The organism is Roseibium sp. (assembly GCF_048260565.1).
GTDB lineage: Bacteria > Pseudomonadota > Alphaproteobacteria > Rhizobiales > Stappiaceae > Roseibium.
Window position 1 is genome coordinate 169,751 of record NZ_JBLXGP010000001.1, and the last position, 16,818, is coordinate 186,568.

Sequence of the window (16,818 nt, forward strand, 5' to 3'; positions counted from 1 at the left end):
ACTTTGCCCTATATGAAGCCTCTGGAGGAAGCGCTGTAATTTTATAGTAAGGTCGGTTTTTTTCGTAAGCCTGTCAAATAGAAAGCGTCTGGGGGCGTGTATTCGTTGAAATGTCATAAAATGCCCATTAACGGCGCTGGAGGGCGGCTCGTGCATCTGACCTGGCGCAAGGAGCAGCCCGGCGACCGGCGCAGAGGGAAGATTCGAACGAATTTTTTGTTATTTTGCGGTTTCGTGGTTGCAGATTGCTTCAAGTCAATGCAGGACCGATGCTAAACGGTGCCAATCGATACGTTTCTTACATCACTTAACGGAAGATGCACGACACATGAATGTTCTTGCCAAACCCGCCGAACTGGAAGCTGCGGCCCCGGCCGGCGTCTTTGTCCAGGAAGTCACCACGGTCCAGCACTATACGGACCGGCTGTTCAGGTTCCGCATGACCCGCCCGGCAAGCTTCCGTTTCCGCTCCGGCGAATTCGTCATGATCGGACTGATGATCGACGGCAAGCCGCTCTACCGCGCCTATTCCATCGCGAGCCCGGCATGGGACGAGGAGCTGGAGTTCTTCTCCATCAAGGTGCCGGACGGTCCGCTGACCTCCGTGCTGCAGAAGATCCAGCCCGGCGATGCCGTCCTGATGAAGAAGAAGCCGACCGGCACGCTGGTCAATGACGCGCTTCTGCCCGGCAAGCGGGTCTACATGTTCTCCACCGGCACCGGCATTGCGCCGTTTGCCAGCCTGATCCGGGATCCGGACACCTACGAGAAGTTCGACCAGGTGATCCTGACCCACACCTGCCGCGAAGTGGCGGAGCTGAAATACGGCGAGGACTTGGTCAATGAGACCATCAACGATCCGCTGATCGGCGAATACGCCAAGGACAAGCTGGTGCATTACACCTCCGTGACCCGCGAAGATTTTCCCCGAACCGGCCGGATCACCGACCTGATCGAAAGTGGCAAGCTGTTCACCGATCTCGGCGTTCCTCCGCTTGATCCGTCTGTCGACCGCGGCATGATCTGTGGCTCCATGGACATGATCAAGGACACCAAGGCGCTTCTTGAAAAGGCCGGCCTGACCGAGGGCGCGAACAACAAACCCGCCGAATTCGTGGTCGAGCGCGCTTTCGTCGGCTGACATTTGCCGACACGCATTGCACTTTGACGTTGAGAACCCCGAAGCCGGCCCGGTTTCGGGTTTTTCTTTTATGCGCATGCGCTTCGGGGGCGAATATTTCCCAATGGAGCCGAATCGACGGGCGCGGTTTATACTGCCGAATGCCAATCAGGCAGAGGCCGATCAGGTAGGCGCCCATCGGGCTGGCCATCCTTGATCGGACATAAGCCGCCAGAGACACAAATGACAAAAAGCATCTTTGAAACCCTGAAACTCCTCGGGGTTGCCAGCCTGGACACCCAGGAGGACTACGCCTCCGAAACACGCGACGTGAAGCCGCTCCGGGTGTGCCGGGACAGCGTCTCGGGCGTCATCTACATCGACGGCTATTACACCGGCGACGACACCTACAAGAAGGGCGACTACCGCCAGGAAACCGTCCGGCGTGCGGGGGAGCCGAGCTACGAGCAGCAGGCGGATGCGACCCGCCGCGCGGAAGCCTTTCGAAGCTACTATGCGGGCAAGACGATCGCCGATTTCGGCTGCGGGTTGGGCGACTTCCTGCGCCTGGTGAAACCGGAGACCGCCGCCTGCGTCGGTATCGAGCTGCAACAGGACGCCGTCGACGCATTGAGAGGGGCGGGCGTAGCGTGCGAGACCTCCATCGAAGCGCTGGACGACGGTTCGCTGGATGCGCTTTTCAGTTTTCATGTGCTGGAACACCTGCCGGACCCTCTGGAAATCCTCGGGCGCCTGAAGCCGAAGCTGAAGCAGGGCGGACATGCGATCTTCGAGGTGCCGCACGCGCGCGATTTCCTGCTCGATTACGTCGAGAGCGAACCGTTTCGGAAATTCACCCTGTGGAGCCAGCATCTGGTCCTGCACACACGCGACAGCCTCAAGCGGATGCTGGAGCATGCCGGCTACCGGAACGTCGTCGTCACCGGCACGCAACGGTATCCGTTGTCCAACCACATGCTGTGGATGGCCAGCGGCCGCCCGGGAGGGCACAAATCGAAATTCGCCGCCATCGACACGCCTGAATTGACGGCGGCCTATGAAGCCGCCCTGGACCGGATCGATGCCACCGACACCTTGATTGCGGTCGCTCAGAAATAGCGCGCAGGCTTATGCCAGGCCAAGCCTCTTGTCCCGCCGTTCCGGCGAGAATGTCTCCAGCCAGTCCGATATGGCGGCCCGAAGATCCGGCACGACCGCGGTGGCGGGCATTTCACTCGTGAGCAGGAAATAGCGCTGGGACGGGTGCCAGGGCGGGTTTTTCTGTCCGAGCAGCAGTGGCGGCTCGTTCTGGCCGAAGCGGAAGCTCGGCACATCGAGCACGCCGGCAGTTTCGGCAACGCTGGTGTTGGCCGTGACGACGAGGTCGCAGCATGCCGTCAGGGCCGCGGCGGCCAACAGGTCGTCCAGCAGATCCACGTCGTCGAGACTGACGAACGCACCGTTGGTCTTCGCTTTCAGGAAATCGAGTTCCCGCTTCACCGCCGCATATTGCAGATTGACGAAGGTAACGTCTTCGAAATCCAAGATCGGCGCGAATTGCGGTGCCGACAGATAGAGACGGGCTCGGGACACGGCCAGGTTCATGGACCGCCAGCCGACCCCGACGATCGGCTTGTCGCTGCCGCGTTCCTTCAGGCGTTTCAGGTAACCCTGGGCCTGTTCCTGGTCGAACGCATAGGCCGGCCGCTTGGCATTTTCGAAATCCGCGAAGTCGTTGCGGAAGAATCGTGCCAGGTCGGTGATGTTGGCGTGGACGTCGTAGTCCGATTTGAGGGCCTTGAACTCACTGTCGAAGGCCGCCGGACGACAAAGCGCTTCGGGAAAGCTCTTCTGGTACCAGGGCGTTGCTTTCTTCGACAGTTCGATGATGACCTTGCCGGCCCGCTCCATCAGGTCGGGCAGCATGGTGCCCGCCTTGAGGGCGTCGCCAAGCCCCTGATCGGCCCACACCAGAACGGTCTTGTCGGAAATGTCCTCGCCTTCCCAGGCAGGCACGTCGAATGTCCGGCGGATGACCTGGGAGGCCGGGTCGTCGAAACGGGACGGGTGCAGCCGCCAGCCGGTTTCCAGGTCGCCGAGCGCCAGCGAGGCCAGAGACAGGTTCCAGTCCAGGCCGATGTAGCTCTTCGGCGCCAGTTCGCGCGCTTTCTTGAATTGCTCGTATGCCTTTTCGGGCTGGTCGAGCATCAGATAGTGGACGCCCAGGGTGACGAGGCGGTGGTAGTCCAGTGGCGCGTCTTCGGCCGCCGCGATCGCATATTTCAATCCTTCGCCGGTCTCGCCCATCTTGAACAGGAGCCGCGCAACCTCGTGCTTGATGTTGCCGTTGTCCGGAAAGCGTTCCAGCGCGTCGGCCAGCTCGGGTTCGGAGGTTTTAAAGTCGTCGCACGCCAGCCGGGCGCGTGCCCGCTCGACGTAGTTCTCCGGGTTGCCCGGATCGAGCAGGGCGGCCTTGTTGAAGAAGGCGATGGCCTTGTCGTAGACCTTGTTGTCCCTGAGCAGGATGCCGTAGTTCCGGTAGGGGTCGGGAAAATCGGGGCACTTGACGATCAGGAACTGGAAGATCTCCTCCGCTTCCAGCTTGCGGTCCAACCGGCTCAGCGAGATGGCCTTGAGGTTGAGGGCTTCCACCAGGTTCGGATCGAGAGACAGGGCCTTGTCCGCGACTGCCAGGATGCTCTCGGGTTCCGTGCCGGCCAGGTCGGACATGGTGCGCGCCAGATTGGCATAATAGGGCGCACGGTCCGGCGCGAGTTCGATGGCCTTCTGAATATATTCGAACGCCCGCACGGGGTCGCCGAGCTGCCGGTAACTGACCCCGAGCAGATGGTTGGCGTCCGGTGAATTCGGCGCCTTTTTCACCACCAGCTTGTAGATCCTCTGCGCCTTTTCCACCTCTCCCGCCTGCTGAAGGGCAAGGGCCTTCTTCATTTTCTCTAGCAGGAGATTTGGCTTCGGCTCGACTTTGGTCGCCATGACGTCTCCGGTTCGGCAGGCCTCAGGGAATCACCGGCGATTATTCTACAGGAGGCGCTCCGTTCTAAGGGGGAGGCGTCAATTTGCTGGGGATCGGCGGGGAAATTCGGCGGTTTTTTCATCTGGCAATGGCCGAATGTCACCCACTTACTGGTGTGTTCAGATACAGCAGCGAGCCATTGAGTATCGCCGCAAAGACGACCCAGGCGGCGTAGGGCAGGAACAGCAGCGCCGCGACATTGTCTTTGGACCAGGCCTTGATGATGAATGTGATGATGGTGATCAGCATCAGGATGATAACGCCGAGAGCGATGTCCATCCGATGGGCGGAAAAGAACACAGGCGACCAGATGAAGTTTAAAGCCATCTGCGCGGCCCATAGCATCATGGCCTGGCCGCTCGGCTGGCGCAACCATATACGCCAGCCGGCAATCGCAATGCAGATATAAAGCACCGTCCAGACGGGCCCGAATATCCAGTTCGGTGGATTGAAAGGCGGTTTGATCAGGCCCGCATACCAGGCGCCGGGCGCGGTCACGATCCCGATGGCAATGCCGCCGCCAACGACCAGGAGGAGAAAGAAGGCAAGGGAGCGAATGTTTTGCATGATTTATAGAGACTAATGCATTTTCATTCAGTGTCCGGACTTTCTAACGGAAGTGAACAGCTTGTCCCATGACGAGCCCCGTTATCGGCATCGGTCTTCAGCGCGCGCGGAGCCTGAGGTGTGACAGCGGCGGTCCCATCGTGCTACCGAATTGAGCCTGCGAGGTATTTAGGTAATGACTTGAATGGGAAGATGGTGGGCGATACTGGGATTGAACCAGTGACCTTTCCGGTGTGAACGGAACGCTCTCCCGCTGAGCTAATCGCCCTAACCCTTGACGGGCAGCCATATTGGCTGGTGGGCGCTAGGTAATTCAAAATGCGGTTTCAGGCAAGAGCAAAGCGCGTATTTCTTCTCTGACCTGTTTCCGGTGCCGTAATCGCGGAAATCAGGGCTTGTTACGCAACAGCCTTCAGCGCCGCAATAGCGTCGTGCAACTCGTCGAAGTGGGAAATCACCCGGTCCGGATCAAGCTCGGTCACGGGGACCTGAGTATAACCGAAATCGACCGCGACCACCGGGATACCGGCTGCGCGGGCGGCATCGATATCGGTGACGGAGTCCCCGATCATGACGGAGCCGGATTTCTGACCTCCGGCGCGCTCGATGGCGCCCAGGATCGGCTCCGCCTGCGGCTTGGCGACTTTGAAGGTGTCCCCGCCGACGATGGCATCGAAATGCCTGGTCATGTCGAGCTGGTCGAGCAGCGGCAGGGTCAGCCGTTCCATCTTGTTGGTGCACACCGCAAGCCGCCAGCCCTCAGAGCGGAACCGTTCCAGGGCGTTGATGACGCCCGGAAAGGGGCGGGTGTGAACGGTGAGGTTCTCCTCGTAAATTTCCAGGAACTGCCGGAACAACGGCTCGATCATGTCCTCGTCCCAGGCGATCCCGTTGGCCTCCAGGCCCCGCTGCAGCATGAACTTGGCGCCGTGGCCGACGATGCTGCGAAAGCTTTCCGGAGGAACCGCTTCATGACCGGCGCCCGTCAGCACCATGTTCAGCGTTGCGGCAAGGTCTTCCATCGACGAGACCAGGGTGCCGTCGAGATCGAAGACGAGAACGGACATGCAGGTTTCCTTTCGGGCGGGGAGGTGAGGCCGGACCGGCAACCTAGCCAGTCCGCCCGCATTCCTCAAGCATGCCCGAACCCGGATGGTCTAAAGCTTGTAGGCGGTCCGGAAGCCGCCCCAGTGCCGTCCATCGATGAAGATCGGGGCGTCCACCTCCTTCATCCACACGATATTGCCGTTGCCCATGTCGCGGGCGTAGGTCTGGATCAGGACGGGGCGGGTGTTTCTGGCCGCGCACAGGCCGGCCCGGTCGTCGAACATCCGCTTGTTGCGGCTGTTGGCCGCGTTCCATTCCGGATCGTCCGGCCGCTGCGGCTTGGAATAGATCTTGTTGTGGACCGGCAGGTAGCCGTTGCGGTCGACGGCGGCGCAGAAGGCCATGGACTGGGCTCCGGCCAGGATCTCTTCCTGGATCGGCGGCAGCACTTCTTCGAACCTGTCGACAAAGCGGGTGCTGACCTGGAGCGGATTGGTTCCCGGGATCGGCTGGTAATCGGTATCGAACAGATCGCTTAAGGAGAGCTTGCCGTCCTCGACAAGGCGGGTCAGTTGTTCTGAGATGCGCGAAGCTCCCGACTGGGCCAGCTCCACATAAGATGCATGCTCTGCCTGGAATGCGGAGATCTGCCGATCGAGCGCTTGCTTGAAGCCGTCGTCCGTCTCCGCAAAGGTGCAGTGGTAGCCGTTCGCCGAGTGACCCACGACACGGATCGACACGGTTCCGATACCGTCGATCTCAAGTTCGGCGCTTTGATCTGGAACGAGGATGCCGTCTTCGTCGCATTTCAGAAGAGCGCCGCCGAAGGAGATGTCGAGTGTCTGGACGGAGGCCTTCCGGCCGTTCGCGGTGACGTGCCCGTTCAGCTTGATCGGCAACCGGTCGAACTTGCGCCGGTCGCCCAGTTCGTTCTGCCGGATCATCATGGTGAACCGGCTGCCCAGGGCCTGAATGGCCGCGCCCATCTCGGTTCCCGCCAGATTGGCCGCCTGGCCGCCTTCTTCGGCCCGCGCCGCGGAGGTATCGATGGTTTCGACCCGCCGGGCGACTTCCTCCACGAAGTTCGCCGTATCGTCGGCATGTTCGCGGATGGCCGTCGTCGTGCTGACCTGTTCATGGACGGCATTTTCCACGGCGGCAAAACTCGGTCGGATCTGGCCGATCACGTCGATAATACGGTTGACCGAGGCGATGCTGACTTCCGCCGATGCCTGGAGCCGTTCGATATTGGCGACGATCTCATCGGTCGCGTTCTGGGTCTCGACCGAAAGCGACTTCACTTCGCTCGCGACGACCGCAAATCCCTTGCCGGCCTCGCCCGCCCGGGCCGCTTCGATGGTCGCGTTGAGTGCCAGGAGATTGGTCTGCTTGGCCACATCGGAAATCAGCCGCACGACATTGGTAATGTCCTCGATAGCCGAATTCAGCTCCATGACGCCGGCATTGGCTTCGTCGGCGACCTCGCGGGCCTGTTCGGCCAGTTGGTTCGACTTGACGACCTGCTGGCCGATCTCGTTGCTGGACGTGGCCAGCTCGCTGATGGAGTCTGCAAGATCGGTAGCGTTCTTGTGCGCCAGGCCGCTTTGCTCGCGCAATGCCTTGCTGTCGGTGCGGATCGAATCCAGCAGGCCGAGCTGCTCGGTGATCCGGCTCTGGACCTTCTGCATCGAGCCGCTGATGGATTTCGCGGAAACCTGAAGATCGTCCTCGATCGCATCCAATGCATAGGCGAGCATGTTGTCCATGTCGTCGGAATCGGATTCGGCCGAAAAATCGAGTTGCCCATCAAGATCGTCTGAGTGAATTTCCACAGTAAGTGCATTGTTGTTGTTATGATTTTTTCTATTAAAGAACATTGCCGTCCTCCCGGGTTCTCTCGGGCAAGTTTCTCTGAATTCCCCTATGGGCAGGAACTCTATTTATATTCGCTAAAATTATAGTTAATGAATTATATCGGTGCGCGAGCTTTCTACGCGCACGCGCTTTTGACGCCTGTCCTCGCGCCTCTTTGACATTGCGACACCATTTCAGTCTGTTTTATGGGGCCGTGCCCTAGACCCTGTATCGCCTGCCATGCTACTGAGCGCGAAATCTTGGAAGGTCTTGGAGAGGCGATGAGTGACGCTTGGAAACGCCTGGCAGCCGAAAAGGCGGTGGAAGACGTCCGGCCGGGCATGAAGCTCGGTATCGGAACCGGGTCGACGGCGGAGCATTTTGTCAGGGCTCTCGGCGCGCGCGTTCGGGAAGGTCTGGACGTCATCGGCGTGCCCACGTCGGAAAGAACGCATCAGCTTGCGACGGAAGAGGGGATTCGCCTTTCCACGCTGGATGAGATGCCGGAACTTGATCTCACTGTCGACGGCGCCGATGAAATCGACCCGCAAATGAGACTGATCAAGGGCGGTGGCGGCGCATTGCTGCGGGAGAAGATCGTTGCGGCTGCCTCAAAAGCAATGATCGTCATCGCCGATGACAGCAAGCTCGTCGATGTACTCGGCCGCTTTCCGCTGCCGATCGAGGTGGTGCCTTTCGGCCTGGGCGCGACCACTCTTGCGGTGAGAGATTGCCTTTCCGGCCTGGGATTGTCCGGGTCCTTGACCGTCAGGGGCGGGGACGAACATCCTTTCGTCACAGATGGCGGGCATTTCATCCTGGACGCTGAACTTGGACGGATACCGGACGCCGACGCTTTGGCTGAAAAGCTGGTTGCGATTCCCGGGGTCGTCGAGCATGGTTTGTTCATCGGTCTTGCTGTCAAAGCCTATGTCGCTGGAGCAGACGGCGTGCGGACCATTGTCGCTAGCCGCTAGAAAATGTGAATTGAGGCCCTTAGAAGAACATTTGTTTGGGGCCGATGTTGGAGTTTGATTATGGTTCTTAAAAACTGCCTGAAGGCCGGAACCCGGATCGCCGCCGCAGCGCTTGTGGCCGCCACCCTGCTTCCGGTCATGGCGAATGCCCAGGACGATCAGGTCTCGGAAGCTCAGCTCGAGGCCGCGCGTCAGGTTGTCGTCGCGAACAAGGCGTTGAGCGCTTTTGACGAAATTCTGCCGCTCATGGCCGAACAGACCCGGACGATCTTCATTCAGGCCGACCCGTTCAAATCCGATGAGGTTTCGGAGGTGACGAATGATGTCGCGCTGAAACTGGCGTCCAAGCGCAAAGATCTGAACGAGATGATCTACAATATCTGGGCTCGCCGCTTTACCGTGGAAGAGCTTCAGCAACTCGCGGAATTCTATAATTCTCCGCTGGGACAGAAACTTGCCACGGAAACGCCGAGCATTACCGCGCTCTCGATCGGCGCGGCCCGCCAGTGGCAGGACCAGATCTCAACCGAGATGGTCAGCCTTGTGCGCGAAGAAATGCAGAAACGGGACCAGGCAAAGGGCGACGGCGCGGAAGCTCCGGCGAAAAAGCCGATCGAGTAAGGGTCCCGAACACCCAAATGTGACTGTATGAAAATTCAAGGCCGCCTGAGCGGCCTTGTTTTTGCCGTTGGGAAACCGACATTGCGGGGCGGACAGAGTGTGGGCACTGCCGCCAGGGGATATGAAACGACCGGGCAGGGTTTCGGCAGGATGACGAGGTAACGATGAGCGATTTTGACTACGACCTGTTTGTGATCGGCGGTGGATCTGGCGGTGTGCGGGCCGCAAGGATTGCCGCGACCCATGGTGCCAAGGTCGGAATCGCTGAGGAATATCGCTACGGCGGCACCTGCGTGATCCGCGGATGCGTGCCGAAGAAACTGTTTGTCTATGCCTCGAAATTTTCCGAGGAATTCGAGGATGCCGAGGGTTTCGGCTGGACCGTCGGGGAAAGGTCCTTTTCCTGGGAAAAGCTGGTGACGGCGAAGGACCAGGAAATCACCCGGCTCGAAGGCATTTACCGGCGCAATCTGGAACGCAGCGATGTGGAACTGCATGACAGCCGTGCCGTCGTGGAAGGCCCCAATTCGATCCGCCTGCTGGCGACCGGCCAGACGGTGACGGCCAAATACATCCTGATCGCCGTCGGGGCTTCGCCGAATGTGGACGCGGACCTGCCGGGCGGTGAGCATGTCATTACCTCCAACGAGGCCTTCCACATGACCGATCTTCCCGAAAAGATCGTCGTCACCGGCGGCGGCTATATTGCGGTCGAATTTGCCGGGATATTCAACGGCCTCGGCGTTGAGACGACGCTTCTTTATCGTGGCGAGGAAATCCTGCGCGGTTTCGACTTGGACATGCGTAAGGCCGTTCATGAGGAAATGGAGAAAAAGGGTATCCGCGTCGTTTGCGGCGATGTCTTTACCGCCATCGAGAAGGATGCCTCCGGTCTGCTGACCGGCAAGACCAAAAACGGCGAGACCCTGACCGCAGGCCAGATCATGTTCGCCATCGGCCGGTCACCGCATACCAGCGACCTGGGCCTTGAAAAGGCCGGGGTCGAACTTGACCGGATCGGCGCGATCAAGGTCGACGATCAGTCGCAGACATCCGTCCCCTCCATCTATGCGGTCGGCGATGTCACCAACCGGGCCAATCTCACGCCGGTCGCCATTCGCGAAGGCCACGCCTTCGCCGATACGGTATTCGGCAACAAGCCCTGGACGGTCGATCACAGCCTGATCCCGACCGCCGTCTTCTCCCAGCCGGAGATGGGCACGGTCGGCCTGACCGAGGAGCAGGCGCTTGAGAAGACGCCCAATCTCGACATCTACAAGTCGAGCTTCCGGCCGATGAAACACACGCTCTCCGGCCGTGACGAGAAAATGCTGATGAAGCTGATCGTCGACGCGGACACGGACAAGGTGCTCGGAGTTCACATCCTCGGCCCGGATGCGGGCGAGCTGGCCCAGGTTCTCGGCATCACGCTGGCCATGGGCGCCACCAAGGCCGATTTCGACCGGACGATTGCCGTGCATCCGACCGCGGCCGAGGAACTTGTCACCATGCGCGAACCGACAGAGCGCCTGCGCGGCTGATGGTTTCAAACGGGAGCTGACTGGCTCGGCGCCTTTTCAGGTGAATTATGCGGCGTCACTTGAGTGATCGTCATCCGACCCGCTGAGCGACATGGCGAACAGGCGCTTGATGTTGCCGGCAAAGGCTGCCTGGCCTCTGCCGTTTTCCTTGGAATAATAGAGCGCATCGTCGGCCGCGGCCATGAGCCCTTCAGGGGTTGATCCGCATTCCGGCGCCGTGACGATACCGATGCTCAGCCCGATTTCCGCAGTCTCTCCGTTTTCCAATGGAATCGGCACTTCGACGGCACCCATAAGCTGGCCTGAAAGCAGCGTCAGGCGCCCGTGGTCCGTGAATGCGCGGTACAGGATGACGAATTCATCTCCGCCAAGGCGTGCGACCAGTCCGCCTTTGCCCACAATCTCCGTCATGCGCTGGGCAACGGCCTTGATCACGGTATCGCCGGCCGCGTGGCCATGGGTGTCATTGACGGATTTGAATTTGTCCAGATCGCAGTGGATGATGGCGAAAGGGGACGCGGGCAAGTTTGCGGTGGCGCTCTTCAAAACGCGATTGAACTGCAACCGGTTGGCCAGGCCGGACAGCGTATCGTGCAGCGCAAGGTGGCGGTTTTGACGTTCGCTTGCCTGCAGGGACTTTGTCAGCCTCCCGATACGCCAGGCGATCCCGAAGGCGAGCACCGCGAGAAGAAGGCTGAGGGTCAGTACGATAGGGATAACGGTCGGCCAGATCGAGCTGCCCAGTGCCCGGCTTTCCCAGGAGAAACTCCCCAAGGGGTTGCCATTGGCGTCACGGACAAAGTGAGCCGGGCTGTCCGGTGCCGCAATCACATCCCGCAGGAAGGTGAGATCGGTGAAGGAAAGTTGGGTATTCAGGCCGGCCAGCATGTCGTCATTGATGAATTTGGCCGCAACCAGGATGACCGGCTGTCCGGCCGGTAGCGTTACTGTGTCCTGGTCCGGCACGATCGGCATTGCGGTCGCGAGCGCCGGCTTGTCATCGATCACGATAAAGCCGATGGCTGCGTATTGTAGCGGTTTCAGCCCTTGTAGGGACCGATGGCTGTAGCCGCCCGGAATCCGGACCCGGTTGGACATGAACAGCGCGCGTGCCTTGTCCACGAGGGGCAGGTATCCGGGCGTTTCGTGCAAGGGCCGGTTGATGATGTGGGTATAGTCCTCGAAAGACTCGGCGAGGACCTGGTTCCCGGAGGCGATGATGAGAACCTTGTTGTAACTGTAGTCTTTCCATAGCCCCCGGATTTGATCGCGAACGAAATCATAGTCGAATGTCTGAATGATGTGGCGCACCGACTGATCGGAGTGCGAGACCTTCAATTGCTCGCGGATCATCTGATTTTTCTGGTTTTCCAGCGTGTGCTGAAACAGGCGCTTCTCGTTGGCGATCGCCTGCCTGTCAGATGCCTGTGACGCCACATATCCCACGAACAGCAAGGATGCGGAAGTCACGGCGATCAGGATCCCCGCCAGCAGGAATGCCAGCTTGGAAATATGCTGCCGGGGGGGCGAGCCCTCCCGGTCGTTGTATCGCCGGTCCATCTTCGTCACGCGTTGGAACCTCGTTCACAAGCAAAGATCGACGTTATGAAATTCATGAGTGGTCCGGATATCTGAAGTCATCTGCCCCAACGTTACCATCGATGAGTTAATATGGAGTGGAATTGAACGATGAAAATCCGTTAACTTGATAATATTACGGATGTTTTTCAATCTTGGGTTTGCTTGCTAGCGCTTGCACCCGGCTCTTTCAAAGCTTGTCGGATGCCTGTTAACGCGCCCATAGCTGTTGTATTGGCGGTTGTTTCCATTACGGCTGGTCCAGCAGGCCGTTTGCCGCCTGCAGGCCGCTCAGGTAGGCGCCATGCACCGTTCCCCGATATCGTGACGTCGTATGCTCCCCGGCAAGCCGGAGCGCCGGGCCAGACGACTGTGCAAGGACATCGAAATCCGAAGGTGTGCTGCCGACGGCGACAAAGGAATAAACGCCGCGGGCGAAGGGGTCTTTTGACCACGTCGAACGCATGAAGCCGGTCGGTTCGGCAAGCCGGGGACCGAAAAGTCTGCGCAGCGTCGTCATGGCGTCGGTCACGATCGCGGCATCCGACAGCTCGTCCGCCTTGAGCGCGGCCTCGCCGGCGCAAATCAGCATGAGCGTGTTCTGGCCGGTCACGGCCCGCAGGTTGAAAATGCTGGGCCACCTGCCGCGGGTCGCGCTTGCATGGAAAAAGAAATGCGGATCTTCCGGCCACGCCACCGCATCGAAGGTGAGTGCGAGTTTCGCCATGTGTCCGAACCCGATCCGGTCGATCGCCCTCGCCTGGCGGACGGGAAGGGGCGGATCGATCCGGATTGCGCCGGTTTTCAAAACCCCGAGCGGTACGGTGCAAATGACGTGATCCGCCTGGTATGTTCCAGCGTTTGTCTCCACGGTCGCATGGTTGGAGCCGTGTTGAATGCGGAGGACGGTCTCATTGAGCTTGATCGCGACATCACGCGCCAGCAGATCGCAAATACGGTCGTAGCCCCCGCCAAGGATCACATCGGGGCCGTCAAACACGTCGTCCTCATCGAAATAATAGGCGGACAGGTCTTCAAGCCGCCCGCCGGTATCGGATTCCGTGTCCGCGCCCAGGGCGCAAAGTAATGGGTCGGCGAGGAATTGCGGCATTTCGGAACGGAGAGCGGATAGGAGCGGACGATCTTCGCTCTTGTCCACACGCGCATCGATCCGTTTCAGAAGCGTGTCATATCTGGTTTCGGCCTTTTCCAGTACGTCGTTGGAGAGCAGGGCGCCGTCCGGTCCGAAAGCGAGAACATCCTCATAGTCTGTTTCGACGGGAACTGCGCCGGCCTCGCGGGCCAGATGCATCAGCGGATTGTCGTCCGTCCCGTGGATCCAGTTGGCCCCCCGTTCCAAAACCTCGCCAAGGGATCGAACGGTATCGATCCGTCCGCCAATGCGGTTGCGCGCTTCCAGAACCAGGACATCCCAGCTTGCGTCCTTCAGGGTTCTTGCCGCCGCAAGCCCGGATATTCCGGCTCCTATGACCAGAGCGGTTTTCGGGGGCACTTTTGCCAGAAGGGGCATTGGCAGGGAGGAGGCAAGCGTTCCCAGTCCGCAGGCCTTCAGTAGGCGCCTGCGCGTGAGGTCATGCGGCATCGAAAGAGGCCGATGATTTGCGCTCTTGCCGAGCGGTTGGAGAAACGACTGCCTCCATGTTGAAGACGGCCCGGTTCCGGCCATCTTCCTTCGCCCGGTAAAGCGCGTCATCGGCGGCCGAGAAGATTTCCGTTTCAAGCAGACCGCAATGGGGTGCGACCGCAAAGCCGAGGCTGATGCCCACGCTCGTTTCAATGTGCTCATCGAGGATGATCGGCCGACAGACGTTTGCCAGAATATTGTCCGCAAGGGACTTGAGGCCTTGCCGGTCCGCGTAGGAGTCGATCAGGATGACGAACTCATCGCCGCCGATCCGTCCGACGGTCCCGTCATTTCCGACCACCGCCCGCAACCGGTCGGCGACCGTGCGGAGCACGGCATCGCCCGCGGAATGGCCGAAACTGTCGTTCACGGCCTTGAAACGGTCCAGATCGCAGGCAGCAAGCGCAAAGGGTTGTTCCGGCAATCGGTCGATGGAATGAGACAGGAGATCGGAAAACTGCAACCGGTTGGCAAGGCCGGTCAGTGGGTCGTGCTGGGCGAAATAGCGGTTGCGGAGCTCGCTCTGTTCCAGCGACGCCGACAATTTCCCGATCTTCCTGGAAACGACCAGTGCCGCCAGGGAAAGCAGGGCTGCGAGAGCCAGGGTTACGGGTACGACGAGCGCCCAGATCTCCCGGCCGGGCATGTTGCGTGTCCAGACGAAATGGCCGACTTTTTCGCCTTGCAGACCTATGAGGGCCCGGCGCGCGGATTTTCCCTGAGGCGCCGCGTCATCCAGGAAGGAGATGTCCTTCAGGGACAGCGGCGCGTTGAGTGCCTTGACGAAGGCATCGTCGATGTGCCGCGCCGAAATCAGGATGACCGGAGGTTCCTCGGCCAAAGCAACGGTGCCGTCATCCGGGACAACCGCCATGGCGCTCAACAGCACCGCCTGTCCGTCGATCCGGGAAAAGGCGAATTCGGTGACATCGGCCACCTGAGCCGTCGAAATCTTTTTCTGGCCGTAGCCGCTACCCAGATCGATCCTGTTGCGTTCGAACGTCGCGCGGGTGCGGTCGGCGAGGGTCTTGAGTGGATCTCCGGGCTTCAGTGTCACCGGCGTAAAGTCCACCTGATGTTCCACGGACCGGGCCAGGATCCGGTCGTCGGGGCCGATCAGGTAGGACCGATGCAGATTGAAGTCATGCCAGAGGGAATCGATGAACTCGTCGCGAACGAAATCCTTGTCGAAATCATGCACGATGTTTTTAACCGACCGGTCCCAGCGGGCGACGCTGAGCTGGTCGCGGGCGATCAGCAGCTGCCGGTCGGAAAGCGCATTATCGAAGATCAGGGTTTCGTTTTCCAGCGCTTGCTGGTCTGCAGACCTGGAGGCGACGTAGCCGACCACCAGCAGAGAAATGCTGGCTAGCAGGATCAGCATGGCCGCAAGTCCGTAAACGCGGACCGCAATTCTGCCTGCCGGCTTCTGATCGCCCGCATCTATCGAGAAGGTTTCCGAATTCACTTTCTGCCTGCCCACCCTGAATAACCAGCGTTCCCTATCCGTGCCGGGCTGGAAAAGGCCCCGGCAGCAGATCAGTGCCGCTGAATTCATTGTCAGAATAGCCGATGAGCGTTAAAATCTAATGGTCAACTATGGCAAACAAGATCTTTACGGATCGGCGCGTTTCATCCGGAATGGACCGCGCTCACGAAAGCCTCGATCTCAGTTTCCGTATTGAAGGCGTGAACCGATGCCCGCACCAGCGCATCGAGCCCTCGTGCGGGCATGTCGATCTGGGCCGATGTGGCGGCCGATACGGAGACGTTGATCTGCTGTCCGGCAAGCCGCGCCTTGGTCTGCGCCGGATCTTCTCCGTCCCTGAGGAAGGTGACGATGCCGCCCTTGCGCAGTCCCTTGTCGTGGAGGCTGATGCCGTCACATCTGGACAGTTCGCTGCGCAGCAATGCACCGAGTTCGATAATGCGCCCGGAAAGGCCTTCCATCCCGAAACGAAGCGCATAGCCTGCGGCTACGCCCAGGCCGATCTGTCCGGCAACATACCGTTCCCAGTTTTCAAAACGTCGGGCGTTCGGTTTAAGGACATAACGGTCAGGCCCGGTCCAGGTCGTTGCCTCGAGATCCACGAACGGCGGCTCGATCTGGTCGAGGATACTGTCGCTGACATAAAGGAACCCGGTCCCACGGGGCCCGCGCAGATATTTCCGTCCCGTGCCAGACAGCAGGTGGCAGCCGATTTCGCGAACGTCCAGCGGCACCTGGCCGGCAGACTGGCAGGCATCGAGCAGGTAAAGAAGGTTGTGCTTGTTCGCGATCCGGCCAACCTCCGCGGCCGGATTGATCAGTCCGCCGAATGTGGAGATGTGGGTCAGGGCGATCAGGCGCGTTTTCGGCGTGATCGCGGCTTCCAGCGCCTTGAGGTCGATCTGGCCGTGGGCGTCGTCTTCGATCAGGTCGATCTCGATCCCGGCCCGTTTTTTCATTTGCAGGAGCGCGACGAAATTCGAGACATATTCCGACCGGCCGGTGATCACCCGGTCTCCCGGCCGGAAATCGATGCCGTAAAAGGCCATGTCCCAGGCGCGTGTGGCGTTCTCGATAAAGGCGATTTCGGAGCTGTCTGCATTCAAGAGGGCCGCCATGTTGGCGTAAAACGCATCGGCTGCTTCGGCTTGCTTAGCCGCGGCCTCGTAACCGCCGATCCCCGCCTCCAGATCGAGATGATCCTTGACCGCATCAAGCACGGGTTTGAGCGCAAGACCCGTTCCGGCATTGTTGAAATGTATGACGTTTTCGCAGCCGGGCGTATCGCGGCGCAAAAGCAGGATGTCCTGATCGTTGAGGCGGTTGCTCATGTGGAATTCCA

At 59.9% G+C, this 16,818-nt stretch carries 13 protein-coding genes and 1 tRNA gene; 5 read left to right on the forward strand and 9 right to left on the reverse strand.

Annotation, left to right across the window (positions count from 1 at the left end; all coding sequences use genetic code 11):
* Positions 1-328: 328 nt before the first annotated feature.
* Positions 329-1,141 (forward strand): ferredoxin--NADP reductase, encoded by an 813-nt coding sequence (locus tag ACN0SO_RS00790; protein WP_417673522.1) that lies wholly within the window; start codon positions 329-331, stop codon positions 1,139-1,141.
* 222 nt (positions 1,142-1,363) lie between these two features.
* Positions 1,364-2,239: a class I SAM-dependent methyltransferase gene (locus tag ACN0SO_RS00795; protein WP_417673524.1), complete on the forward strand. Its 876-nt coding sequence runs from the start codon at positions 1,364-1,366 to the stop codon at positions 2,237-2,239.
* A gap of 9 nt (positions 2,240-2,248) precedes the next feature.
* On the opposite strand, the gene ACN0SO_RS00800 is transcribed toward ACN0SO_RS00795, so the two are convergent.
* The 5 genes from ACN0SO_RS00800 to ACN0SO_RS00820 all read right to left on the reverse strand — a co-directional run bounded on the left by ACN0SO_RS00800 (position 2,249) and on the right by ACN0SO_RS00820 (position 7,648).
* Positions 2,249-4,117 carry a tetratricopeptide repeat protein gene (locus ACN0SO_RS00800; protein WP_417673526.1) on the reverse strand — a complete coding sequence of 623 codons (1,869 nt, stop codon included), beginning with the start codon at positions 4,115-4,117 and terminating at the stop codon, positions 2,249-2,251.
* Between the two features lie 139 nt (positions 4,118-4,256).
* Positions 4,257-4,724: a TspO/MBR family protein gene (locus tag ACN0SO_RS00805; protein WP_417673528.1), complete on the reverse strand. Its 468-nt coding sequence runs from the start codon at positions 4,722-4,724 to the stop codon at positions 4,257-4,259.
* Between the two features lie 193 nt (positions 4,725-4,917).
* Positions 4,918-4,992, reverse strand: a tRNA-Val gene (locus tag ACN0SO_RS00810).
* Between the two features lie 130 nt (positions 4,993-5,122).
* Positions 5,123-5,791, reverse strand: a complete 669-nt coding sequence (locus ACN0SO_RS00815) for an HAD-IA family hydrolase (RefSeq protein WP_417673530.1) — start codon at positions 5,789-5,791, stop codon at positions 5,123-5,125.
* Positions 5,792-5,881: 90 nt separating this feature from the next.
* Positions 5,882-7,648, reverse strand: a complete 1,767-nt coding sequence (locus ACN0SO_RS00820; protein ID WP_417673532.1) for a methyl-accepting chemotaxis protein — start codon at positions 7,646-7,648, stop codon at positions 5,882-5,884.
* Between the two features lie 258 nt (positions 7,649-7,906).
* On the opposite strand from ACN0SO_RS00820, the gene rpiA reads away from it, so the two are divergent.
* The 3 genes from rpiA (at position 7,907) to gor (ending at position 10,764) form a co-directional block, all read left to right on the forward strand.
* Positions 7,907-8,602 (forward strand): ribose-5-phosphate isomerase RpiA, encoded by a 696-nt coding sequence (rpiA, locus tag ACN0SO_RS00825; RefSeq protein WP_417673534.1) that lies wholly within the window; start codon positions 7,907-7,909, stop codon positions 8,600-8,602.
* Between the two features lie 60 nt (positions 8,603-8,662).
* A complete protein-coding gene (locus ACN0SO_RS00830; protein WP_417673536.1) occupies positions 8,663-9,223 on the forward strand; it encodes a DUF2059 domain-containing protein in 561 nt (186 codons plus the stop codon).
* A 164-nt stretch (positions 9,224-9,387) separates the two neighbouring features.
* Complete coding sequence (gene gor, locus ACN0SO_RS00835) at positions 9,388-10,764, forward strand: glutathione-disulfide reductase (protein WP_417673538.1); 1,377 nt, start codon at positions 9,388-9,390, stop codon at positions 10,762-10,764.
* Positions 10,765-10,809: 45 nt separating this feature from the next.
* On the opposite strand, the gene ACN0SO_RS00840 is transcribed toward gor, so the two are convergent.
* From ACN0SO_RS00840 to ACN0SO_RS00855, 4 genes are all read right to left on the reverse strand, one after another.
* Positions 10,810-12,324 carry a diguanylate cyclase domain-containing protein gene (locus ACN0SO_RS00840; RefSeq protein WP_417675007.1) on the reverse strand — a complete coding sequence of 505 codons (1,515 nt, stop codon included), beginning with the start codon at positions 12,322-12,324 and terminating at the stop codon, positions 10,810-10,812.
* Between the two features lie 268 nt (positions 12,325-12,592).
* Positions 12,593-13,873 carry a flavin monoamine oxidase family protein gene (locus tag ACN0SO_RS00845; protein WP_417675009.1) on the reverse strand — a complete coding sequence of 427 codons (1,281 nt, stop codon included), beginning with the start codon at positions 13,871-13,873 and terminating at the stop codon, positions 12,593-12,595.
* Positions 13,874-13,934: 61 nt separating this feature from the next.
* On the reverse strand, positions 13,935-15,455 hold the full coding sequence (locus ACN0SO_RS00850) for a diguanylate cyclase domain-containing protein (protein ID WP_417673540.1): 1,521 nt from the start codon (positions 15,453-15,455) through the stop codon (positions 13,935-13,937).
* Between the two features lie 164 nt (positions 15,456-15,619).
* Positions 15,620-16,807, reverse strand: a complete 1,188-nt coding sequence (locus tag ACN0SO_RS00855) for an aminotransferase class V-fold PLP-dependent enzyme (RefSeq protein ID WP_417673542.1) — start codon at positions 16,805-16,807, stop codon at positions 15,620-15,622.
* Positions 16,808-16,818: the final 11 nt, after the last annotated feature.